The 17,523-nt window shown below is 63.6% G+C and carries 19 protein-coding genes; 12 read left to right on the top strand and 7 right to left on the bottom strand.

From position 1 onward, the window contains the following. Positions 1-1,524 (bottom strand): Asp-tRNA(Asn)/Glu-tRNA(Gln) amidotransferase subunit GatA, encoded by a 1,524-nt coding sequence (gene gatA / locus ACILRC_RS12760; RefSeq protein WP_395669752.1) that lies wholly within the window; start codon positions 1,522-1,524, stop codon positions 1-3. A gap of 3 nt (positions 1,525-1,527) precedes the next feature. Further along, positions 1,528-1,827, bottom strand: a complete 300-nt coding sequence (gene gatC / locus ACILRC_RS12755) for an Asp-tRNA(Asn)/Glu-tRNA(Gln) amidotransferase subunit GatC (protein ID WP_395669751.1) — start codon at positions 1,825-1,827, stop codon at positions 1,528-1,530. 199 nt (positions 1,828-2,026) lie between these two features. Here gatC and ACILRC_RS12750 point away from each other — a divergent pair, with 199 nt between their 5' ends. The 4 genes from ACILRC_RS12750 to mrdA are packed head-to-tail and all read left to right on the top strand — an operon-like array spanning position 2,027 to position 6,514. After that, on the top strand, positions 2,027-3,070 hold the full coding sequence (locus ACILRC_RS12750) for a rod shape-determining protein (protein ID WP_395669750.1): 1,044 nt from the start codon (positions 2,027-2,029) through the stop codon (positions 3,068-3,070). A gap of 15 nt (positions 3,071-3,085) precedes the next feature. Next, positions 3,086-4,012 carry a rod shape-determining protein MreC gene (gene mreC, locus ACILRC_RS12745; protein ID WP_395669749.1) on the top strand — a complete coding sequence of 309 codons (927 nt, stop codon included), beginning with the start codon at positions 3,086-3,088 and terminating at the stop codon, positions 4,010-4,012. Between the two features lie 25 nt (positions 4,013-4,037). Next, entirely contained in the window at positions 4,038-4,568 is a 531-nt protein-coding gene (gene mreD / locus ACILRC_RS12740) for a rod shape-determining protein MreD (RefSeq protein WP_395669748.1), read from the top strand. A gap of 2 nt (positions 4,569-4,570) precedes the next feature. Then, a complete protein-coding gene (mrdA, locus tag ACILRC_RS12735) occupies positions 4,571-6,514 on the top strand; it encodes a penicillin-binding protein 2 (RefSeq protein WP_395669747.1) in 1,944 nt (647 codons plus the stop codon). Here mrdA and ACILRC_RS12730 read toward each other — a convergent pair. From ACILRC_RS12730 to ACILRC_RS12720, 3 genes are all read right to left on the bottom strand, one after another. Next, positions 6,511-7,269 carry a TSUP family transporter gene (locus tag ACILRC_RS12730; protein ID WP_395669746.1) on the bottom strand — a complete coding sequence of 253 codons (759 nt, stop codon included), beginning with the start codon at positions 7,267-7,269 and terminating at the stop codon, positions 6,511-6,513. The genes mrdA and ACILRC_RS12730 overlap by 4 nt on opposite strands. Before the next feature lie 292 nt (positions 7,270-7,561). Continuing rightward, positions 7,562-9,307, bottom strand: a complete 1,746-nt coding sequence (locus ACILRC_RS12725; RefSeq protein ID WP_395669745.1) for a GMC family oxidoreductase — start codon at positions 9,305-9,307, stop codon at positions 7,562-7,564. A 2-nt stretch (positions 9,308-9,309) separates the two neighbouring features. After that, positions 9,310-10,092 carry an enoyl-CoA hydratase/isomerase family protein gene (locus ACILRC_RS12720; protein WP_395669769.1) on the bottom strand — a complete coding sequence of 261 codons (783 nt, stop codon included), beginning with the start codon at positions 10,090-10,092 and terminating at the stop codon, positions 9,310-9,312. A 139-nt stretch (positions 10,093-10,231) separates the two neighbouring features. On the opposite strand from ACILRC_RS12720, the gene ACILRC_RS12715 reads away from it, so the two are divergent. After that, complete coding sequence (locus ACILRC_RS12715) at positions 10,232-10,921, top strand: LON peptidase substrate-binding domain-containing protein (protein ID WP_395669744.1); 690 nt, start codon at positions 10,232-10,234, stop codon at positions 10,919-10,921. Next, positions 10,905-11,804: an amidohydrolase family protein gene (locus ACILRC_RS12710; protein ID WP_395669743.1), complete on the top strand. Its 900-nt coding sequence runs from the start codon at positions 10,905-10,907 to the stop codon at positions 11,802-11,804. Before ACILRC_RS12715 ends, ACILRC_RS12710 begins: the two co-directional genes overlap by 17 nt. A gap of 60 nt (positions 11,805-11,864) precedes the next feature. On the opposite strand, the gene ACILRC_RS12705 is transcribed toward ACILRC_RS12710, so the two are convergent. Continuing rightward, positions 11,865-12,611: an SDR family oxidoreductase gene (locus ACILRC_RS12705; RefSeq protein WP_395669742.1), complete on the bottom strand. Its 747-nt coding sequence runs from the start codon at positions 12,609-12,611 to the stop codon at positions 11,865-11,867. Between the two features lie 81 nt (positions 12,612-12,692). Here ACILRC_RS12705 and ACILRC_RS12700 point away from each other — a divergent pair, with 81 nt between their 5' ends. The 6 genes from ACILRC_RS12700 (at position 12,693) to ACILRC_RS12675 (ending at position 17,194) form a co-directional block, all read left to right on the top strand. Then, positions 12,693-13,736: a Bug family tripartite tricarboxylate transporter substrate binding protein gene (locus ACILRC_RS12700; protein ID WP_395669741.1), complete on the top strand. Its 1,044-nt coding sequence runs from the start codon at positions 12,693-12,695 to the stop codon at positions 13,734-13,736. Position 13,737: 1 nt separating this feature from the next. Then, the gene (locus tag ACILRC_RS12695; protein WP_395669740.1) at positions 13,738-14,982 is read left to right on the top strand and encodes an MFS transporter; all 1,245 of its coding nucleotides are present in this window, start codon (positions 13,738-13,740) and stop codon (positions 14,980-14,982) included. 81 nt (positions 14,983-15,063) lie between these two features. Then, the gene (locus tag ACILRC_RS12690) at positions 15,064-15,513 is read left to right on the top strand and encodes an SRPBCC family protein (RefSeq protein ID WP_395669739.1); all 450 of its coding nucleotides are present in this window, start codon (positions 15,064-15,066) and stop codon (positions 15,511-15,513) included. A 373-nt stretch (positions 15,514-15,886) separates the two neighbouring features. Further along, the gene (locus ACILRC_RS12685; protein ID WP_395669738.1) at positions 15,887-16,615 is read left to right on the top strand and encodes a hypothetical protein; all 729 of its coding nucleotides are present in this window, start codon (positions 15,887-15,889) and stop codon (positions 16,613-16,615) included. A 125-nt stretch (positions 16,616-16,740) separates the two neighbouring features. After that, a complete protein-coding gene (locus ACILRC_RS12680) occupies positions 16,741-16,899 on the top strand; it encodes a DUF433 domain-containing protein (protein ID WP_395669737.1) in 159 nt (52 codons plus the stop codon). Next, positions 16,892-17,194: a prevent-host-death protein gene (locus ACILRC_RS12675; RefSeq protein ID WP_395669736.1), complete on the top strand. Its 303-nt coding sequence runs from the start codon at positions 16,892-16,894 to the stop codon at positions 17,192-17,194. The genes ACILRC_RS12680 and ACILRC_RS12675 overlap by 8 nt, the downstream gene beginning before the upstream one ends. A 36-nt stretch (positions 17,195-17,230) precedes the next feature. Here the strand turns inward: ACILRC_RS12675 and ACILRC_RS12670 are convergent, their stop codons facing one another. After that, positions 17,231-17,488 (bottom strand): DUF2442 domain-containing protein, encoded by a 258-nt coding sequence (locus tag ACILRC_RS12670; protein WP_395669735.1) that lies wholly within the window; start codon positions 17,486-17,488, stop codon positions 17,231-17,233. Positions 17,489-17,523: the final 35 nt, after the last annotated feature.

Here is a 17,523-nt window from a genome sequence, read left to right as displayed (position 1 = left end):
TCAGAATCCTGCCGGCTTGGCGGCGTGGAAGTCGGTCGCTTGCTGGAAGCGGTGCGCCAGGTTCAAGAGCCGCGCTTCCTGGAAATAATTGCCAATCAGTTGCATGCCGATGGGCAGGCCTGCGTCGGCTGTGGCGCTGGCAAAACCCACCGGCAGGCTCATGCCGGGCAGGCCGGCCAAGGAGGCGGGCAGGGTGAAGATGTCGGCCAGGTAGTTGGCCACCGGGTCGTCGGATTTCTCGCCCAGCTTCCAGGCCACCGTGGGGGCCACCGGGCCGGCGATCACGTCGCAGTGCCTAAAAGCGTCTTGGAAGTCGTCGGCCACCATGCGTCGGATTTTTTGCGCCTGCAGGTAGTAGGCGTCGTAATACCCGTGCGACAGCACATAGGTGCCAATCATGATGCGGCGCTTGACCTCGTCGCCAAACCCTTGGGCGCGGGTTTGTTGGTACATGTCGGCCAGGTCGGTGTACTGCGCTGCGCGGTGGCCGTAGCGCACGCCGTCAAATCGGCTCAAGTTGCTCGACGCCTCGGCCGGCGCAATGGTGTAGTACACCGGAATGGACAGCTCGGTGCGCGGTAGGCGGATGGGCACCAGGATGGCGCCCAGCGCTTCCAGCTGCGCCAAGGCGGCATGCACTGCCTTGCGCACATCGTCGGACAGGCCTTCGCCAAAAAACTCTTGCGGCACGCCAATGCGCAGGCCGTGGACTGCGCGGTCCAGGTCGCGCGCAAAGTCCTCTTCGGGCCGGTCCAGTGAGGTGGCGTCGCGGTCGAGGTCGGGGCCGCACAGGGCCGAAAGCAGCAGCGCGCAGTCTTCGGCGCTGCGTGCCATAGGGCCGGCCTGGTCGAGGCTGCTGGCAAAGGCCACCATGCCGTAGCGCGAAGCGCGGCCGTAGGTGGGTTTGATGCCGGTGATGCCGCAGAACGCTGCGGGTTGGCGGATGGAGCCGCCGGTGTCGGTGCCGGTGGCCGCGGGCGTGATGCGTGCTGCCACGGCAGCTGCGCTGCCGCCGGACGAGCCACCGGGAATGCGGTCGGTGCTCCACGGGTTGCGCACCGGTTGCAGGCTGCTGTGGCCGACCGCCGTGGTGGCGGTGTTTTCATTGCTGGAGCCCATGGCGAACTCATCGCAGCTGAGCTTGCCCAAGGTCACCATACCAGCCTGCGCCAGACGATGGACCACGGTGGCGTCAAACGGTGAGCGGTAGCCAGCCAGCATGCGCGAGCCCGCTGTGGTGACGAAGTCTTTGGTTGCAAAGATGTCTTTGTGGGCAATGGGCACGCCCTCGAGCGCGCCAGCGCTGCCCTGTGCAATGCGCGCATCGGCAGCCGCTGCCTGTGCCAGCGTGACCTCGGTTCGCACATCCACAAAAGCGCCCAGATTGGTGTGCGCCGCCGCCCGGTCCAGAAAGTGCTGCGCCACTTCGACCGCAGACACCTGTTTGTTGCGCAGCGCTTGCGCCAAAGCCTTGACGCCGAGGTCGTGCAGCGCGCCCTGCGAGAGAGAGGTAGAGCTTGCCATGGCCTACTCGATCACCTTGGGAACCAGAAACAGGCCGCGTTCCACCGCTGGTGCGCTGCGCTGGTTGGCTTCGCGCTGGTTGGTCTCACTGACCACGTCGTCGCGCAGCGAGAGCGCGACTTCACCCAGCGCCGCAGTCGGGTGGGCCAGGGGCTCAACGCCGCTGGTGTCGACCGCGCGCATTTGCTCGACGATGTCAAAAAAGCCGTTGATTTGCGCCAGCATGCGCGTGCGTTCGGCGGGTTCGAGCTGGAGCCTGGCCAATTGGGCCACGCGGTCGATGTCGCTGGAGGTCAGTGCCATGAAAAATGGAGTGAAAGCAAAGGGAAAGTGGGGCCCCGCAAAGCGGGAATCAACCGGTTATTCACAGGCGATCGGTTATTATCCTGCCTTTGGCTGATGCGTCGGAAAACGCCGCTTTTGAGGCCAAAAAACCCGATTTTCAACGACAAAACACGGTGCTGCACCGGCGAAGCCGCGTACATGCCCGAGAGGATTTTTGATGTTTGCAGCGTTCCGTCGGTACTTCTCCACCGACCTGGCAATCGACCTGGGTACTGCCAACACCCTGATTTATGTGCGCGACAAAGGCATTGTGCTTGACGAGCCTTCAGTCGTCGCCATCCGCCACGAAGGCGGCCCGCAAGGCAAGAAAACCATCCAGGCGGTGGGCCGCGAAGCCAAGGCAATGCTGGGCAAGGTGCCCGGCAACATTGAAGCGATTCGCCCCATGAAAGACGGCGTGATTGCCGACTTCACCGTCACCGAGCAAATGCTCAAGCAGTTCATCAAGATGGTGCATCCGCGCAGCGTGTTTCGGCCCAGCCCGCGCATCATCATTTGCGTCCCTTGCGGTTCCACCCAGGTGGAGCGCCGCGCCATCCGCGAGTCGGCCGAGAGCGCTGGCGCCAGCGATGTGCAACTCATCGAAGAACCCATGGCAGCCGCTATTGGCGCCGGTTTGCCGGTGAGCGAGGCCAGCGGCTCCATGGTGGTGGACATCGGTGGCGGCACCACCGAGGTCGGTGTGATTTCGCTGGGCGGCATGGTCTACAAGGGCAGCGTGCGCGTGGGCGGCGATAAGTTCGACGAGGCCATCATCAACTACATCCGCCGCAACTACGGCATGCTGATTGGCGAACCCACGGCAGAAGCTATCAAGAAGCAAATCGGCTCGGCCTTTCCCGGCTCGGAAGTGCGCGAAATGGAAGTGCGTGGACGTAACCTCTCCGAGGGCGTGCCGCGCAGCTTCACCATCTCCAGCAACGAAATTCTGGAAGCGCTTACCGACCCGCTCAACAACATCGTCTCCGCCGTCAAAAACGCGCTGGAGCAAACCCCGCCCGAGCTGGGCGCCGACATTGCCGACCGCGGCATGATGCTCACTGGCGGTGGCGCACTGTTGCGCGATCTCGACCGGCTGCTGGCCGAAGAAACCGGCCTGCCGGTGCACGTGGCCGAAGACCCCTTGACCTGCGTGGTGCGCGGCTGCGGCATCGCGCTGGCGCAGATGGACCGTCTGGGCTCTATCTTCACCAACGAATAATCGCCGGACGCAGCGATGCCTCTTGGTACGCTGGACAGAGATCCCCCGGCCTTCTTCCGCCAGGGCCCCTCGGCCCTGTCCAAGCTGGCAGTGTGCAGCGCCATGGCGCTGTTTTTGATGGTGGCCGATGCGCGCTTTCAGGTGATGCAGCCTATGCGCGCCTTCTTTGGCACGGTGCTGTACCCCATGCAGTGGCTGGCATTGCAGCCGGTGCACTTGGTGCAGTCGGTGTCTGGCTACCTGGTTTCGGTAGGCTCAGCCGAGTCGGCCAAAGAGCGCGCGCAAGCCCAACTCAGCCTGCAATCCCTGCGCGCCAACCAAGTGGAGCAGTTGCTGCTGGAAAACCAGCGCCTGCGCCAATTGCTGGATTTGCGTGCGCGGCTGCCGGTGGACGGCGTGGCGGCGCAGGTGCTATACGACGCCGCCGACCCCTACACCCGCAAAGTCATCATCGACAAAGGCATGCTGCACCAGGTGGCGCTGGGCTCGCCGGTGCTGGACGCGTCGGGCGTGCTGGGGCAAGTGACCCGCCTGTACCCCTTGGTCAGCGAAGTCACTCTGATCACCGACCGGGACCACGCCGTACCCGTGCTCAACACCCGCACCGGTGCGCGTGGCGTTGCTTTTGGCGACACGGCCACCCACGCCGATGCGATGGAGTTGCGCTTCATGGCTGCCAATGCCGATGTGGTGGTGGGCGACTTGCTCACCACCAGCGGAGTCGATGGTGTGTACCCGCCGGGCCTGCCGGTGGCGCGGGTCGAGAAAGTGGAACGGCGCGTCGATGCGATGTTTGCCCGCATCTACTGCGTGCCGGTTGCGCTGGTGGCTGGCGCCAGCCATGTGGTGGTGTTGGCGCCTGGGAACGCAAGCATCGCACCCCGTCCGGAACCGCAACTGGCACCGGCGGCCAAACCCAGTCGCAGCAGGGACTTGAAATGATGCGCAGCTGCGAGGGAGTGCGCCCATGATCATGCGCCAAGGCCAGCAGTTGCTGCTGCCAGCCAATCCGGTGTTTATCTGGGGTAGTTTGTTGGCCGCCTTGTTGTTCAACATGCTGCAAAACATGGCGCTGTGGGGCCGCGCTGCGTGGACGCCCGATGTGCTGGCCTTGGTGCTGGTGTTTTGGACGGTGCACCAACCCATGCGTGTGGGCATCGTGGCGGCCTTTGTGTTTGGCCTGATGATGGATGTGCACCAAGGCGCCTTGCTGGGGCAGCACGCCATGTCCTACACCGTACTGAGCTTTTTTGCTATCACCATCCACCGCCGGCTGCTGTGGTTCACCGTGCCCTCGCAGGCCGCCCAGGTGTTTCCGTTGTTTGCGGCAGCACATGCCATCGAGCTGATTCTGCGGTTGGTGGTGGGAGGCAGGTTTCCGGGCTTCTTGCTGTTGTTGGCGCCGGTGCTCGAGGCGCTGTTGTGGCCGCTGGCCAGCATTGCCTTGCTGGCACCCCAACGCCGCGCACCCGATCCCGACGCCAACCGGCCGTTGTAGCAATGACCGAGCTGCGCAATGTCGAGGCGGATTTGTCGCGCTTTCGTTCGCGCGTTTTTGTCATCAGCCTGGTGGTGCTGGTGTGCTTTGCTTTGCTGCTGGCGCGGCTGGTCTATCTGCAGGTGTGGCGCCATGACGAGCTGCGCGCCCAGGCCGAGACCAACCGCACCGCCATCGTCCCCATCGTTCCCAACCGCGGGCTGATCACCGACCGCAATGGCATCGTGCTGGCCAGCAACTATTCGGCCTACACCCTGGAGATCACGCCGTCCAAGACCGGCGCTCTGGACCAGACTTTGGACGAACTCTCCAAAGTGATTGACATCACGCCGCGCGAGCGTAGGCGGTTCAAAAAGTTGCTTGAAGAATCCCGCAACTTTGAGTCCTTGCCCATCCGCACCCGCTTGAGCGATACCGAAGTGGCCCGCTTTGCAGCGCAGCGTTTTCGCTTTCCTGGCGTCGAGATCAAGGCGCGCCTGTTTCGCAGCTACCCGTATGGCGAACTGGCAAGCCATGTGATTGGCTACATCGGCCGCATCAACCAGGCCGAGAAAGAACGCATCGACGAAAGTGAAGACCAGGCCAACTACCGGGGCACTGAGTACATCGGCAAGCTCGGTGTGGAGCAAAGTTTCGAGAGCCAGTTGCACGGCATCACCGGGGTGGAACAGATCGAAACCTCGGCTGGAGGGCGTGCCACCCGCAAGCTGGCCAGCACGCCGGCCACGCCCGGCAACGGCGTGGTGCTGTCGATTGACATCAAGCTACAAAAGCTGATCGAAGACATGTTTGGCGAGCGCCGTGGCGCTTTGGTGGCGCTGGACCCCAAGACCGGCGAGGTGCTGGCTTTTGTGAGCAAACCCACGTTTGACGCCAACCTGTTTGTCGAAGGCATTGACCAGGAAAACTGGCAAATGCTCAACGGCTCACCCGACAAGCCGCTGCTCAACCGCGCGTTGCGCGGCACCTACCCGCCGGGGTCAACCTACAAGCCCTTCATGGCGCTGGCCGCACTGGAAACCGGCAAACGCAGCGCGGCAACGCTCATCAACGATCCGGGCTTTTACATGTTTGGCGGCCACCGCTTTGGCAGCCCGGAAAACGAGCGCGGCGGCATCATGGACATGCACCGTGCCATCGTCGAGTCCAGCAACGCTTACTTCTACTCGCTGGCCAACGAGCTCGGCGTGGACGCGATGCACGACTTCATGAAGCCGCTTGGTTTTGGTCAACTCACCGGCCTGGACTTGCTGGGCGAAGTCCGTGGCATCTTGCCTAGCCAGGAATGGAAGCGCAGGTACTACAAACGTCCAGACCAGCAGAGGTGGTATGCAGGAGAAACCATTTCGCTGGGCATTGGCCAGGGCTACAACAGTTTCACCATGCTGCAGCTCGCGCAGGCCATGGCCATCGTGGCCAACCAAGGCATCAAGCGCCAGCCGCAGCTGGTCACCGCCATCGAAGACGCCACCACCCGCAGCCGCAGCCCGGTGGCGCCAGCGCCGCCGGTGGACTTGGGCTACAAGCCCGAGCATCTGGACACCATCCGCAAAGCGATGGTCGATGTCACGCAAGTTGGCACCTCGGCGCGGGTGTTCGCCGGGGCGGCCTACACCAGCGGCGGCAAGACCGGCACCGCGCAGGCGGTGGGTCTGGGCAAAAACGAAAAGTACAACGCCTCCAAAATGGAGGAGCACCTGCGCGACCACTCGCTGTACGTGGCGTTCGCGCCAGCGGATGAGCCCAAGATTGCGTTGGCGGTGATTGTGGAAAACGCAGGCTTTGGCTCGGCCTCGGCCGCGCCCATCGCCCGGCGGGTGTTCGACTACTGGTTGGTGGGGCAATACCCCAGCGAGCAGGATCTATTGGCCGTCAGTAAAGGCCAGGCCGGCCCGCCGCTGGGACCAACCCGCCCTGCCAGCGAAGTGCCTTGGTTGGCCCCTTAGCGCAGAAACGCGTCGTAAGCGGTCTTGCAGATCAAGGCCGACACCACCAGCAAAAAAGCGCCGCGCACAAAGCCGGTGCCGTGCTTGAGCGCCATGTGGGTTCCCAGCAGGCTGCCTGCCACATTGGCCACGGCCATGAACACCGCGAAATGCCACCACACATGGCCTTTGAACGAAAACAAAATGAGCGCGGACAGGTTGGTGGCGGTGTTGAGCAGCTTGGCCGACGCCGACGCATGGAGGAAGTCATAACCCAGCAGGCGCACGATCAAGAACACAAAAAAGCTGCCGGTGCCCGGCCCGAAAAAGCCGTCGTAAAACCCCACTACCGCGCCAATGCCGCAGGCCACGGCCACCTCAAAGCCGCCAGAGAAACGCGGCGCGTGGTGGCGCCCCAGTTCCTTCTTGGCCAGTGTGTAAATGAGCACCGCCACCAGCAGCACCGGCATGAACTTGCGCAAAAAATCCGGTGACACTTGGGTTACCAGCCAAGCGCCACCCAAGGACGCGACAAAGCCAGCGCCTGCGGCTGGCAGCAAGGCGTGCCATGGCAAGGTGACCCGGCGGCTGTACTGCAGCGTGGCCATCGCGGTGCCCCAGATGGAGGTGGCTTTGTTGGTGCCCAACAGCGTCGCCGGGGCCGCGTTGGGGAAGGTGGCAAACAGCGCGGGCATCAAAATCAGGCCGCCGCCACCCACGATCGAGTCCACAAAACCGGCCAGCAGCGAGGCCAGCGAGACAACGAGCAATTCCATCGGTCGATTGTCGCACCCGCACCTTCGGTACTGACGCCTGCGCTGCAGCGGCGAGGCCATAAAAAAAGCACCGGGGTGTCCGGTGCTTTTGGAGCAGCAAATCGGGTTGCTGCCGTAGTTGTTGTGGGCCGCAAAGCGGCTTGGGTCCTCGGCGTCTACTTCAAGTTTCTCGTCACGGTTGCGTCGCAGCTGCCTGCTTGGATGAGAAGGGACCCAATGTAGTCGTCGCATGGGTGGCGGCGTATCCGGATTAACCCTTTCGGGCTAACCCTAGTGGGCGCGCAGCCACTGCTCAGCGCTGTGCCAGCGCATCCTCTGCGATCCATTGCGCGGCTTTCTCCGCAACCATGAGCGTGGGTGCGTTGGTGTTGCCGCTGGTGATACGCGGCATCACCCCGGCATCGACCACCCGCAGGCCGGCCACACCGCGCACCTTCAGGCGTGCGTTGACCACCGCCATCGGGTCGTTGTGCGCGCCCGCAGTGTGGCCCATGGCGGTGGTGCCCACGGGATGGAAGATGGTGGTGGCGATGTCGCCGGCCATTTGGGCCAATTCGGCATCGCTCTGGAATGTGGTGCCAGGTTTGACTTCTTGCGGCGCATACTTTTGCAAGGCCGGTTGCGCCACGATGCGCCGGGTGATCCGCAGTGAATCCGCTGCGATCTTGCGGTCCGCTTCGGTGCTGAGGTAGTTGGGCGCGATGGCCGGTGCAGCGGCAAAGTCCGCCGACTTCAGACGCACCGTGCCGCGGCTGGTGGGGTTGAGGTTGCACACGCTGGCGGTGAAGGCGTCGAAGCGGTGCAGGGGTTCACCAAAGGCGTCCAGGCTGAGTGGCTGCACGTGGTACTGCAGGTTCGGGTGGGGCTGGCTGGGGTCGCTGCGGGTGAAGGCACCGAGCTGGCTGGGCGCCATGCTCATGGGTCCGCTGCGTTTGAAGGCGTACTCCAGCGCAATGCGCGCCTTGCCCCAAAGCGAGTGCGCCTGCGTGTTGAGGGTGCGCGCACCACGCACTTGGTAGACCGCGCGGATTTGCAGGTGGTCTTGCAGGTTCTCACCCACGCCCGGCGTGTCTTGCGCCACCGCGATTCCGTGGGCTTGCAAGAGCGCCGCCGGGCCCAGGCCCGAGAGCTGCAGGATGTGCGGCGAGCCGACGCTGCCCGCGCACAGCAGCACCTCGGCGCGGGCGGTCACCGTCACCATCTCCTGGCCGTTCCAGACCTGCAGGCCAGTGCAGCGCATCGGGCGCGCCTCGTCGGTGTCGGCCTCGGGCGTGGTGTTGGCGTCGAGCAGCAACTTGGCCACCTGGGCGCCGGTCCACAGCTCGAAGTTGGGCCGCCCGTAGCAGGTGGGCCGCAGAAAAGCTTTGGCCGTGTTCCAGCGCCAGCCGCTGCGCTGGTTGACCTCGAAGTAACCCACGCCGTGGTTGTCGCCGCGGTTGAAATCGCTGGTGGCAGGAATGCCGGCCTCGGTGGCGGCCTGCGCAAAAGCGTCGAGCAGGTCCCAGTGCAGGCGCTGCTTTTCGATGCGCCACTCGCCACCGGCGTTGCGGTGGCGCAAGATGCTGCGGTAGGGCGTGCTGTCGTCTTGCATCAGGGCCGGGGCGGTGCCGCGCGCTCCGTGGAAAGGGCCTGCGCCTTGGTAGTGGTCTTCGTGCAGCATGAAGTAGGGCAAGCTGTGGTCCCAGTTCCAGCTGGCATCGCCGGTGGTTTGCGCCCACTGGTCGTAGTCGCGGGCCTGGCCGCGCATGTAGATCATGCCGTTGATGCTGCTGCAGCCACCCAGCGTCTTGCCGCGCGGGTAGCGCAGGCTGCGGCCGTTGAGGCCGGCTTCGGGCTCGGTATGAAATAGCCAGTCGGTGCGCGGGTTGCCGATGCAGTGCAGGTAACCCATAGGGATATGGATCCAGTGGTAATCGTCCCTGCGGCCGGCTTCGATCAGTAGTACGCGCTTGCTGGCGTCGGCGCTCAGGCGGTTGGCCAAGAGGCAGCCGGCGGTGCCGGCGCCGACGATGATGTAGTCGAACGTGGTGTCGCTCATGGCTACTTTCCCGTCCACACGGGTTTGCGCTTTTCTTGAAATGCCTTTTGGCCTTCTTGCGCGTCTTCGGTCAGTGTGAACAGGGCGATCTGGCTCTCGGTGAAGGATATCGACTCCTCAAACGCCAGCGATTCCACGCGCTTCAAGGTGTAGAGCCCGCGTCGAATCGCAGCGGGCGATTTGTCGAGCATGCGCTCAAGCAGCCACTGCAGCTTGGCGTCCACATCGTCGTCTACGTAATTGACCAGGCCGAATTCGAGCGCTTGGGCGCTGCTGATGGGCTCGCCGGTGAGGCACATCTCCACCAGCGCCCGGCGCGGGATGAGGTGTTGCAGCACGCTGAGCACCTGGGCGGGAAACAAGCCCAGCTTGACCTCGGGCAGGCCAAACACTGCGTGGCGCGCGGCCACCGCCATATCGCACATCGACAAGAGGCCCATGCCACCGGCCATGCAAGCGCCGTTGACCCGCGCGATCAGCGGGATGTTGCTGGCGCGGGCCGCGCGCAGCACGCGCGCCAAGTGACCTTGGGGTTCGGAATGGTCGGTGGTGAAGGCGTTGGCGGTTTGCAGATCGGCCCCGGCGCAAAACGCCTTGGTGCCCGCACCGGTGATGACGATGGCGCGGATGTCGCGCTGCTGTTGTGCCGCATGGATGGCATCCGCCATGGTGGCCAGCAGGCTGTGGCTCATGGCGTTGCGGCGCTCCTCGCGGGTGATGGTGAGCCACAGGCAGGCGCCGTGCTGCGCAAGCGACAACTCGGGGGTTGAACTGGGAATGGGCATGGGCATGGCGCGGCGTGATTTAAGGTGGAGAACAAACCCTATTTTGCTTGCACCGCTGTTGCACGCGGTAGCATGGTTGGGCAGCCACAGCGCGCCAGCGCATTTGTGCCCCACCCGTGCCACCCCCGAGGGACCGCCCATGCACCCCAACGCCCCCGCGCCTCAGCCGCCTGACGCCACCGGCCCCATCGCCGAGTTGCCCTTGTTCCCGCTGTCCACCGTCTTGTTTCCAGGCGGCATGCTGGACCTGCAAATCTTTGAAGTGCGCTACCTCGACATGATTGGCAAATGCCACAAGAACGGCACACCGTTTGGCGTGGTGGCGCTGCGCAAGGGCAGCGAAGTGCGCCGCGTGGACACCCACGCCACCGGGGCCGAGGGCTTTGCGCCTGAGCACTTTGCCGATGTGGGCACCCTGGCAACCGTGACCGAGTTTTCTGCGCCGCAAGCCGGCCTGATGGTGGTGCGCTGCCAAGGCGGTGCGCGCTTTCGCATCCGCACGCGCAACCAGCGCAAGTACGGTCTGTGGGTGGCCGATGCGGACACCCTGGGCGGCGACCAGAGCACCCCCGTCCCACCCGATTTGCTGCCCCTTGCCGACGCACTGGCGCGTGTGCTGGAGCAGCAGCGCGTGAACGGGCCGCCGCAGGCCACTGCGCCCTTGCCCTTCCACCTTGACGATTGCGGTTGGGTGGCCAACCGCTGGTGCGATCTGCTTGCCATGCCGCTGGATGCCAAGCAAAACCTGATGCAACTTGACAACCCCTTGCTTCGCCTGGAACTGGTGGGCGACATGCTGGGCAAGCACATCCATGCGGTCGGTCGCTAGTTGCGCGCTGTTGGCGCTGGTTTCCTGTGTGTCCTGGCCCGCACTGGCGCAAGTCGCCGCGTACACCGGCCCGGTGTTTGACGCCCATTTGCACTACAACGTCGAAGCGCAAGGCCCGCATCCGGTACCTGATGTGCTGGCGCGCATGCAACGCAGTGGGGTGCGCGCTATCGTGGCCAATTCGCGCCCCAACGATGGCACCCGCACCTTAGCCGAGGCGCGTACTGAAACCGCTGCGGCTGGTGTCACGGTCGTACCCTTGGTGCGCCTGTACCGCAACCGCGAGGACTACAGCACCTGGTTCCAAGACGACAGCATTTACGACATGGTGCTGGCCGAACTGGCCCGTGGCACCGCTGCAGGGCCGTACCGTGGCATTGGCGAGTTTCATTTGTACGACAGCGCCAACGCGGCCGGACCGGTGGCCCAAAAACTGATGGCCCTGGCCGAAGCGCGCAAGCTCGTTGTCCTGGCCCATGTCGATGACGTCGCAATCGATGGTCTGATGCAACCCACGCCTTCACGCGGCAAGGCGGTGCGGCTGATCTGGGCGCACACCGGCATTGGCGGTGTGCCGGTGGAGCGTGTCAAGGCTTTGCTCGATGCCTATCCGCTGCTGATGGGCGAGTTGTCGTACCGCCCCGGCCTGACATGCAGCGGCGGCGCCACAACCGTGGTCTTGTGCCCGCAGTGGCGGCAATTGCTCATCGCCTACCCCGACCGCTTCTTGCTGGGCTCGGACACCTGGGTCAACCAGCGCTGGCAGTATTACGGCGAGACCTTTGCCGAGTACCGCGCCTGGCTGGGCGACTTGCCGCCGGCGGTCGCCCGCAAAATTGCGTGGGACAACGGCGCGCGCCTGTTCGGCTTGGGCAGCCCCTGAGCGGCCTGGGCGTGCTGTTGCGCGCCCGTGTGCGCGCCCCGTTGTGCCCGCTACCGCCAGCTAGCGCCCACCACCCACATCGACGATGGCACCGGTGGTGTAGCTCGACGCGCCACTGAGCAAAAACAGCACCGTGTTGGCCACCTCTTGCGCGCTGCCGGGGCGGCGCATGGGAATGTGGGCGGCGAGCTGCTGCGCGCGTTCGGGCTGGCCGCCCGAGGCGTGGATCTCGGTGTCAATCACGCCGGGGCGCACCGCGTTGACGCGGATGCCCTCGTCGGCCACCTCGCGCGCCAGCCCGACGGTGAAGGTGTCAATGGCGCCCTTGCTGGCCGCATAGTCCACGTACTGGCCCGCCGAACCAAGGGTGGCGGCCACGCTGGAGAGGTTGACGATGGCCCCGCCCGCGCCGCCGTGGCGCGTGCTCATGCGCAACACGGCCTCGCGCGCGCAGACCATGCTGCCAATCACGTTGGTCGCGAACTGCCGTTGCAGCCGCGCCACCGACATCGCCTCCACCCGGCAGGCCACATCCACCACGCCCGCGTTGTTGACCAGTGCGCTGATGCGCCCGAGCTTGGCGTCGATGTGGGCAAACATGGCCAGCACCTGCGCTTCATCGGTCACATCGGCCTGCACCGCCATGGCGGTGCCGCCCTGGGCGCGGATCTGGCGCACCACCTCGTCGGCGGCAAGCGAATTGGCGCGGTAGTTCACCGCCACCGCGTAGCCTGCGCGCGCAGCCAGCAAAGCGGTGGCCGCGCCAATGCCGCGCGAGGCGCCGGTGATCAAAACAAGGGGTTTCACGTGGGTTTCTCCGGAAGGTTTTGCGGCATTTTGCGCCACACAATAGGGCCTATTCGGCATGGCTATTTGGAGGGACACAGCATGGCGCGATTGCAAGATGGCAGTGGGATGGGTGGCTGGGGTCGGGTCGTCGGTTGGGGCGGATCCACAAGGTTCAGTGGGCTGGGTCGCATCGCCCGCCGCGCGGCGGCCGCTTTGGCCTTGCTGGCGTGCGCCGGCGTGCAGGCGCAAAACAACACGTTGCATATCTTGGTGGGCTTTCCGCCGGGTGGTGGCACCGACGCGATTGCCCGCACCCTGGCCGACCGCCTCAAAGACCAGCTCGGCGTGCCGGTGGTGGTGGACAACCGCGCTGGTGCCGGTGGCCAGATTGCCGCGCAGGCGCTCAAGGCCGCAGCGCCCGATGGCAATACCGTGTTTTTGACGCACGACCACACCATCTCCATCCTGCCCCAGGTGATGAAGAACCCAGGCTTCGATCCGGCCAAGGACTTTGTGCCGGTGGTTGGCTTTGCCACGTTCGTCAACGCTTTCGCGGTGTCGGGCGGTACGCCGGCCAAATCGGTGGCCGAGTACGTGGCTTGGGTCAAATCTCAAGGTGCGGGCAAGGGCACGGTGGGCGTGCCGGCACCGGCCTCCACGCCCGAGTTTTTGGTGAAGGTGATCGGCCAGAAATACGCCCTCGACTTGCAGGCCGCGCCTTACCGCGGCAGCGCGCCCATGATGGCCGACATGCTGGGCAACCAGATTGCGTCCGGCGTGGCCTCGGTGCCGGACTTCATCGAGAACCACAAGGCCGGCAAGCTGCGGGTGTTGGCGGTGCTGGGGCCCACGCGCCAGGCTACCTTGCCCGACGTGCCCACCTTCTCCGAACTGGGCTTGGCCGGGTTTGACGATGTGCCCTACTACGGCCTGTTCGCGCCTGCGGGCACACCGCGCGCTGCGCTCGACAAAATCGCCGATGCCCTGGCCAAGGTGCTGGCCCAAGCGGATGTGCGCGAACGCCTGACCGCCATGGGACTGACGGTGGGTTTCATGAACCAGCAGCAGCTCGCCAGCCGGGAGCAGGCGTACTCTCAGGCCTGGGCACGGCTCATCAAGGCCAGCGGCTTTGTGGCGCAGTAGCTTGCGCAACCCACGATTGCTTGAGCATTTGCAGCTGCCACGTTCGCTTGGGAGCTTGCGCACGCCGCTGCCCGACGCGGTCGGTTTTGGCATTGTGGGCGGCATCGAGGCGGTGATCCGCGGCACCACGCTGTCGGTGTTTCCGCTGGTGATGTACCGCGCCTGGGGCAGCGCGGCGCTGGTGTCGCAGATCTACTTTGTCATTGGGCTGGTGTCTTTGTTGACGGCGTTGACCGTGCCCAGCCTGACCCGCTACGTGCCCCGCCAGCGGGTGTACTCGGTGGCCATCTTGCTGTATGCGGTGGCGGCGCTGCTGGGCGTGGCGGGTGGCAAGTGGGTCACGCTGGCGCTGCTGTGCGCGGTGATGGCGGCGGCCACCTCGTTTGTCTGCTTCAACGCCTATGTGCTGGACTATGTGGACAAATCCGAGTTCAGCAAACTCGAAACGCTGCGCCTGTTTTATGGCGCCTGGGGCTGGGTAATCGGGCCGGTGCTGGGCGTGTGGCTGATGTCGTTTTGGCATGGCGCGCCGTTTGTGCTGGTGGCGCTGGCGGCTTTGTTCATGCTGTGGCTGACCCGGCGCATGCGGCTGGGCAGCGGGAAGGCCATTGCGGTGGTGCGAAAGCGCGCATCGCATCCGCTGGCCAACTTGCGGCGGTTTTTTCAGCAGCCGCGGCTGGTAACGGGGTGGTTCATCCCGCTGATGCGCTCGTGTGGCTGGTGGTTTTACTTCGTTTACGTGGGCATTTTTGCAGTGGAAAATGGACTGGGCGAGCAGGTCGGTGGCATTGCCAGTTCGGTGGCCAACATGGGGCTGCTACTGGCGCCGCTGATGCTCAAGTGGATGCGCAGGCACTCGGTACGCAAAGCGGTGCGCACCGGCTGCCTGGTCAGCGGCGTGTGCTTTGTGCTGGCCACGCTGGCGGCGCCGCTGCCCTGGGTGACGGTGGCGCTGTTGGTGGCGGGCACCTGTTTTCTGGTGCTGCTCGATGTGTGCGCCGGCCTGCCGTTCATGATGGCGGTGAAGCCCTCGGAACGCACCGAAATGTCCTCGGTGTACTCCAGCTTTCGCGATGCCTCGGGCATCGTCTCGCCGGGCGTGGCCTGGCTGGTGTTGCTGGTGTTCCCCGTTTCCGCCGTGTTTGCCGCCGCGGGTGCGGGCATGCTGGCCGCGTGGAGTGTGGCCGGGCGACTGCACCCGCAACTCGGCGTGCCCGGCGCCAAACGGGTGCGCGGGCCGCGCTAGCGGCTTGCCGCAAGCGCAGGCAAGTTCTGCTGCGGGCGGCAACGGTTTTTATCGTGCTACTTCAACCAAGGAGAAGCCAACATGGCCACTGGAACTGTAGAACTGCACCGCGTTTTGCGCGCACCCCCCGAGCGCGTGTACCGCGCGTTTTCAGACGCAGACGCCATGGCCAAATGGATTGCGCCCTACGGCTTCACCTGCAAAGTGCACCACCTGGATGCCCGCGTGGGCGGCAGCTTTCGCATGTCGTTTACCAACTTCGGCACCGGCCACAGCCACGCCTTTGGCGGCGAATACCTGGAGCTGATTCCCGGCGCACTGCTGCGCTACACCGACAAGTTTGACAACCCCAACCTGCCGGGCGAACTGCTGGTAACGGTGGCCTTGCACAAGGTGCTGTGCGGCACCGAAGTTCGCATCACGCAAACTGGCATTCCCGAGGTGATACCGGTGGAGATGTGCTACCTGGGCTGGCAGGAGTCGCTGGCGCAATTGGCGACCTTGGTGGAGCCGGAGATTGCGGGTGGGTAGGGCAGCATCGCTGTCGGGTGCATGGGTGTCGCATGGACCCGCCATTGCCCGACCTGCGAACGACGACTCGGCACTAGAAGACGTACACCTGCTTGGTGCGGAGGGAATAGTGCATTTGCAGAATGTGCTCGCGCAGCTAGCCCAGCATCCGAGTGGACTGCAGCGCCGGGATGTTGGGATTCGGAGTACTTTTATAGTTGCGCATTCGTACGGCATATTGAGCGGCAGTTCAAGCCGCAAGCCACTTCGAAGGCGGACGGATGAGCAACTTATGGAGCAGCGCGCAAGTTATGGAGCGGGATTTGCTCTGGACATTAGGTTAGTGTTCTTCACCCTGCGCCAATTTCACTCACATTTTCTCAGGACGCTAATCATGTTTGGCAAGTTTTTCGGCTCGAAACAACAAGAGAAAAAAGAACCGCAATTGGATCCGAAGACGGAGGCGCTCCTCAACGCGATCCAGAAACGCAGTCAAGAAGATCCTCTAGTTGGTGCCAAACTCGGTGCCAAAGAGGTGTTTCAGCGCCTGCTTGACGGTATGAAGGACTCAAAAGGCGTTCATGTTGAGTCTCTCTTAACTGCACTGGGCGCCTTGGCAGGCTACGCATGCCAAGCAAATCTTCGAGCACAGGCTTTGGCTAAAGGCATGCCGGAGACGGCGCCTTTTCAAGTCATTGGTACAAAGGATGGCAAGCAGTATTTCTTTGGTGACCCATATGCCCTCGCTGGGTCCCAATACTCCGTGTGGAGCTTGGTAGGAGGCGCTGCGCAGCATGCTGGTGCCAAAGACTTTCCTGATCTGAATGAAATCCTCCAACACACAATTGCTGTGTTGGGTAGCGAGCAATTTGGGATTCCTCGTGTTCCCGACAATCACAAACCCTCCGATACGCCACTTAACTATCTAAAGGCTCTTTGGCCCACGCTTCTTCCAACCATCAAGTTGTTTTGCCCCAACCCAGTAGACTGGCCAATCCTTTATAGCCTCGCAATCCAAGAAGCCATCTACGCCGGCAAGGAAGCAATTGAACCCGGGCTGGCATTCCGCATCGTCATGGAAAGCGCCATCCCCATGTCGAAAGTTGATCTTGCAAACGCTTAACATTTCATCCCGCCTGACCTGTCGCGGCAAGCCGCGTCAGTCCAGTGAATTCCAGCGTTTGAGCGCACCATAGAACCTGAGCATTCGAATATGACCCAAGCCGCCTCGGATTTCTCTAAAGCATTATGGAGTCTAGGGATGCATCTCTTGTAAGCCGCGACCCCGAAGTCATGAGCGGAGCGGTTTGCTTTTTCGGCGCGCGCGTGCCTGTCAAGAAGCTACTCGACTACCTGGCATGGCTGCGACTTCACTGGACACCTAAGCTATCGATTCCCCGTGAATGAACTGGGTCTGCCGCCTCAAGTGAAGGCCGGTGCGGAGAAGATAGTCACCAACAATAGAGAAAGCCACGTTGTAGTGATAAACACCAATAGGCTGGACTGCTACCACTGGCTGGAGCGCGAGCGCGCCCACCGGTTGTTGATCGACGACGCCAATCGTGGCCTGGCCGATATCGCGGCAGGCCGCACCTTTGAAGCAGACACGGCCCTTGCCCAGCTGCAGCACCGGCGCAAGACTGCCGCCAAGCGCAGTGGCTTAGCAAACGCTGGCAAGAGCACGACCAAGAAGTGCGGCTGACCACCTGTGGCGGTTAACGCTGCAAGCAGCACGTCATCAGCGGACGCGAACCCAATAGCCCGCGCTCCTCGACACCAGCGGAAAGGCCGCAGGTTCGCGGATCGATTCAATGGAGAGGTCAACGTCGAGTTGCGGCCAGTACAAATGGTCTTCCGAGGGGCGCTGCACATCAGAGAGTTGCCCAATCGTGGCTTTCTTCAACCACGGGAATTCAGCGAACGGTACGGCCATTTCTTCGTCGCCTAGCAGCAGCCAAAAGCAGCGCGCGGAAATGTGGGTGACTTCAGATGCCAAAGTGCTGTTTCAAAGTGCAGATGAAGGTGGGTGCC

This window comes from Rhodoferax sp. (assembly GCF_044236835.1).
Lineage (GTDB): Bacteria > Pseudomonadota > Gammaproteobacteria > Burkholderiales > Burkholderiaceae_C > Allorhodoferax.
The sequence above is the reverse complement of the archived record's forward strand: the minus strand, read 5'-3'. Positions and strand labels throughout refer to the sequence as shown.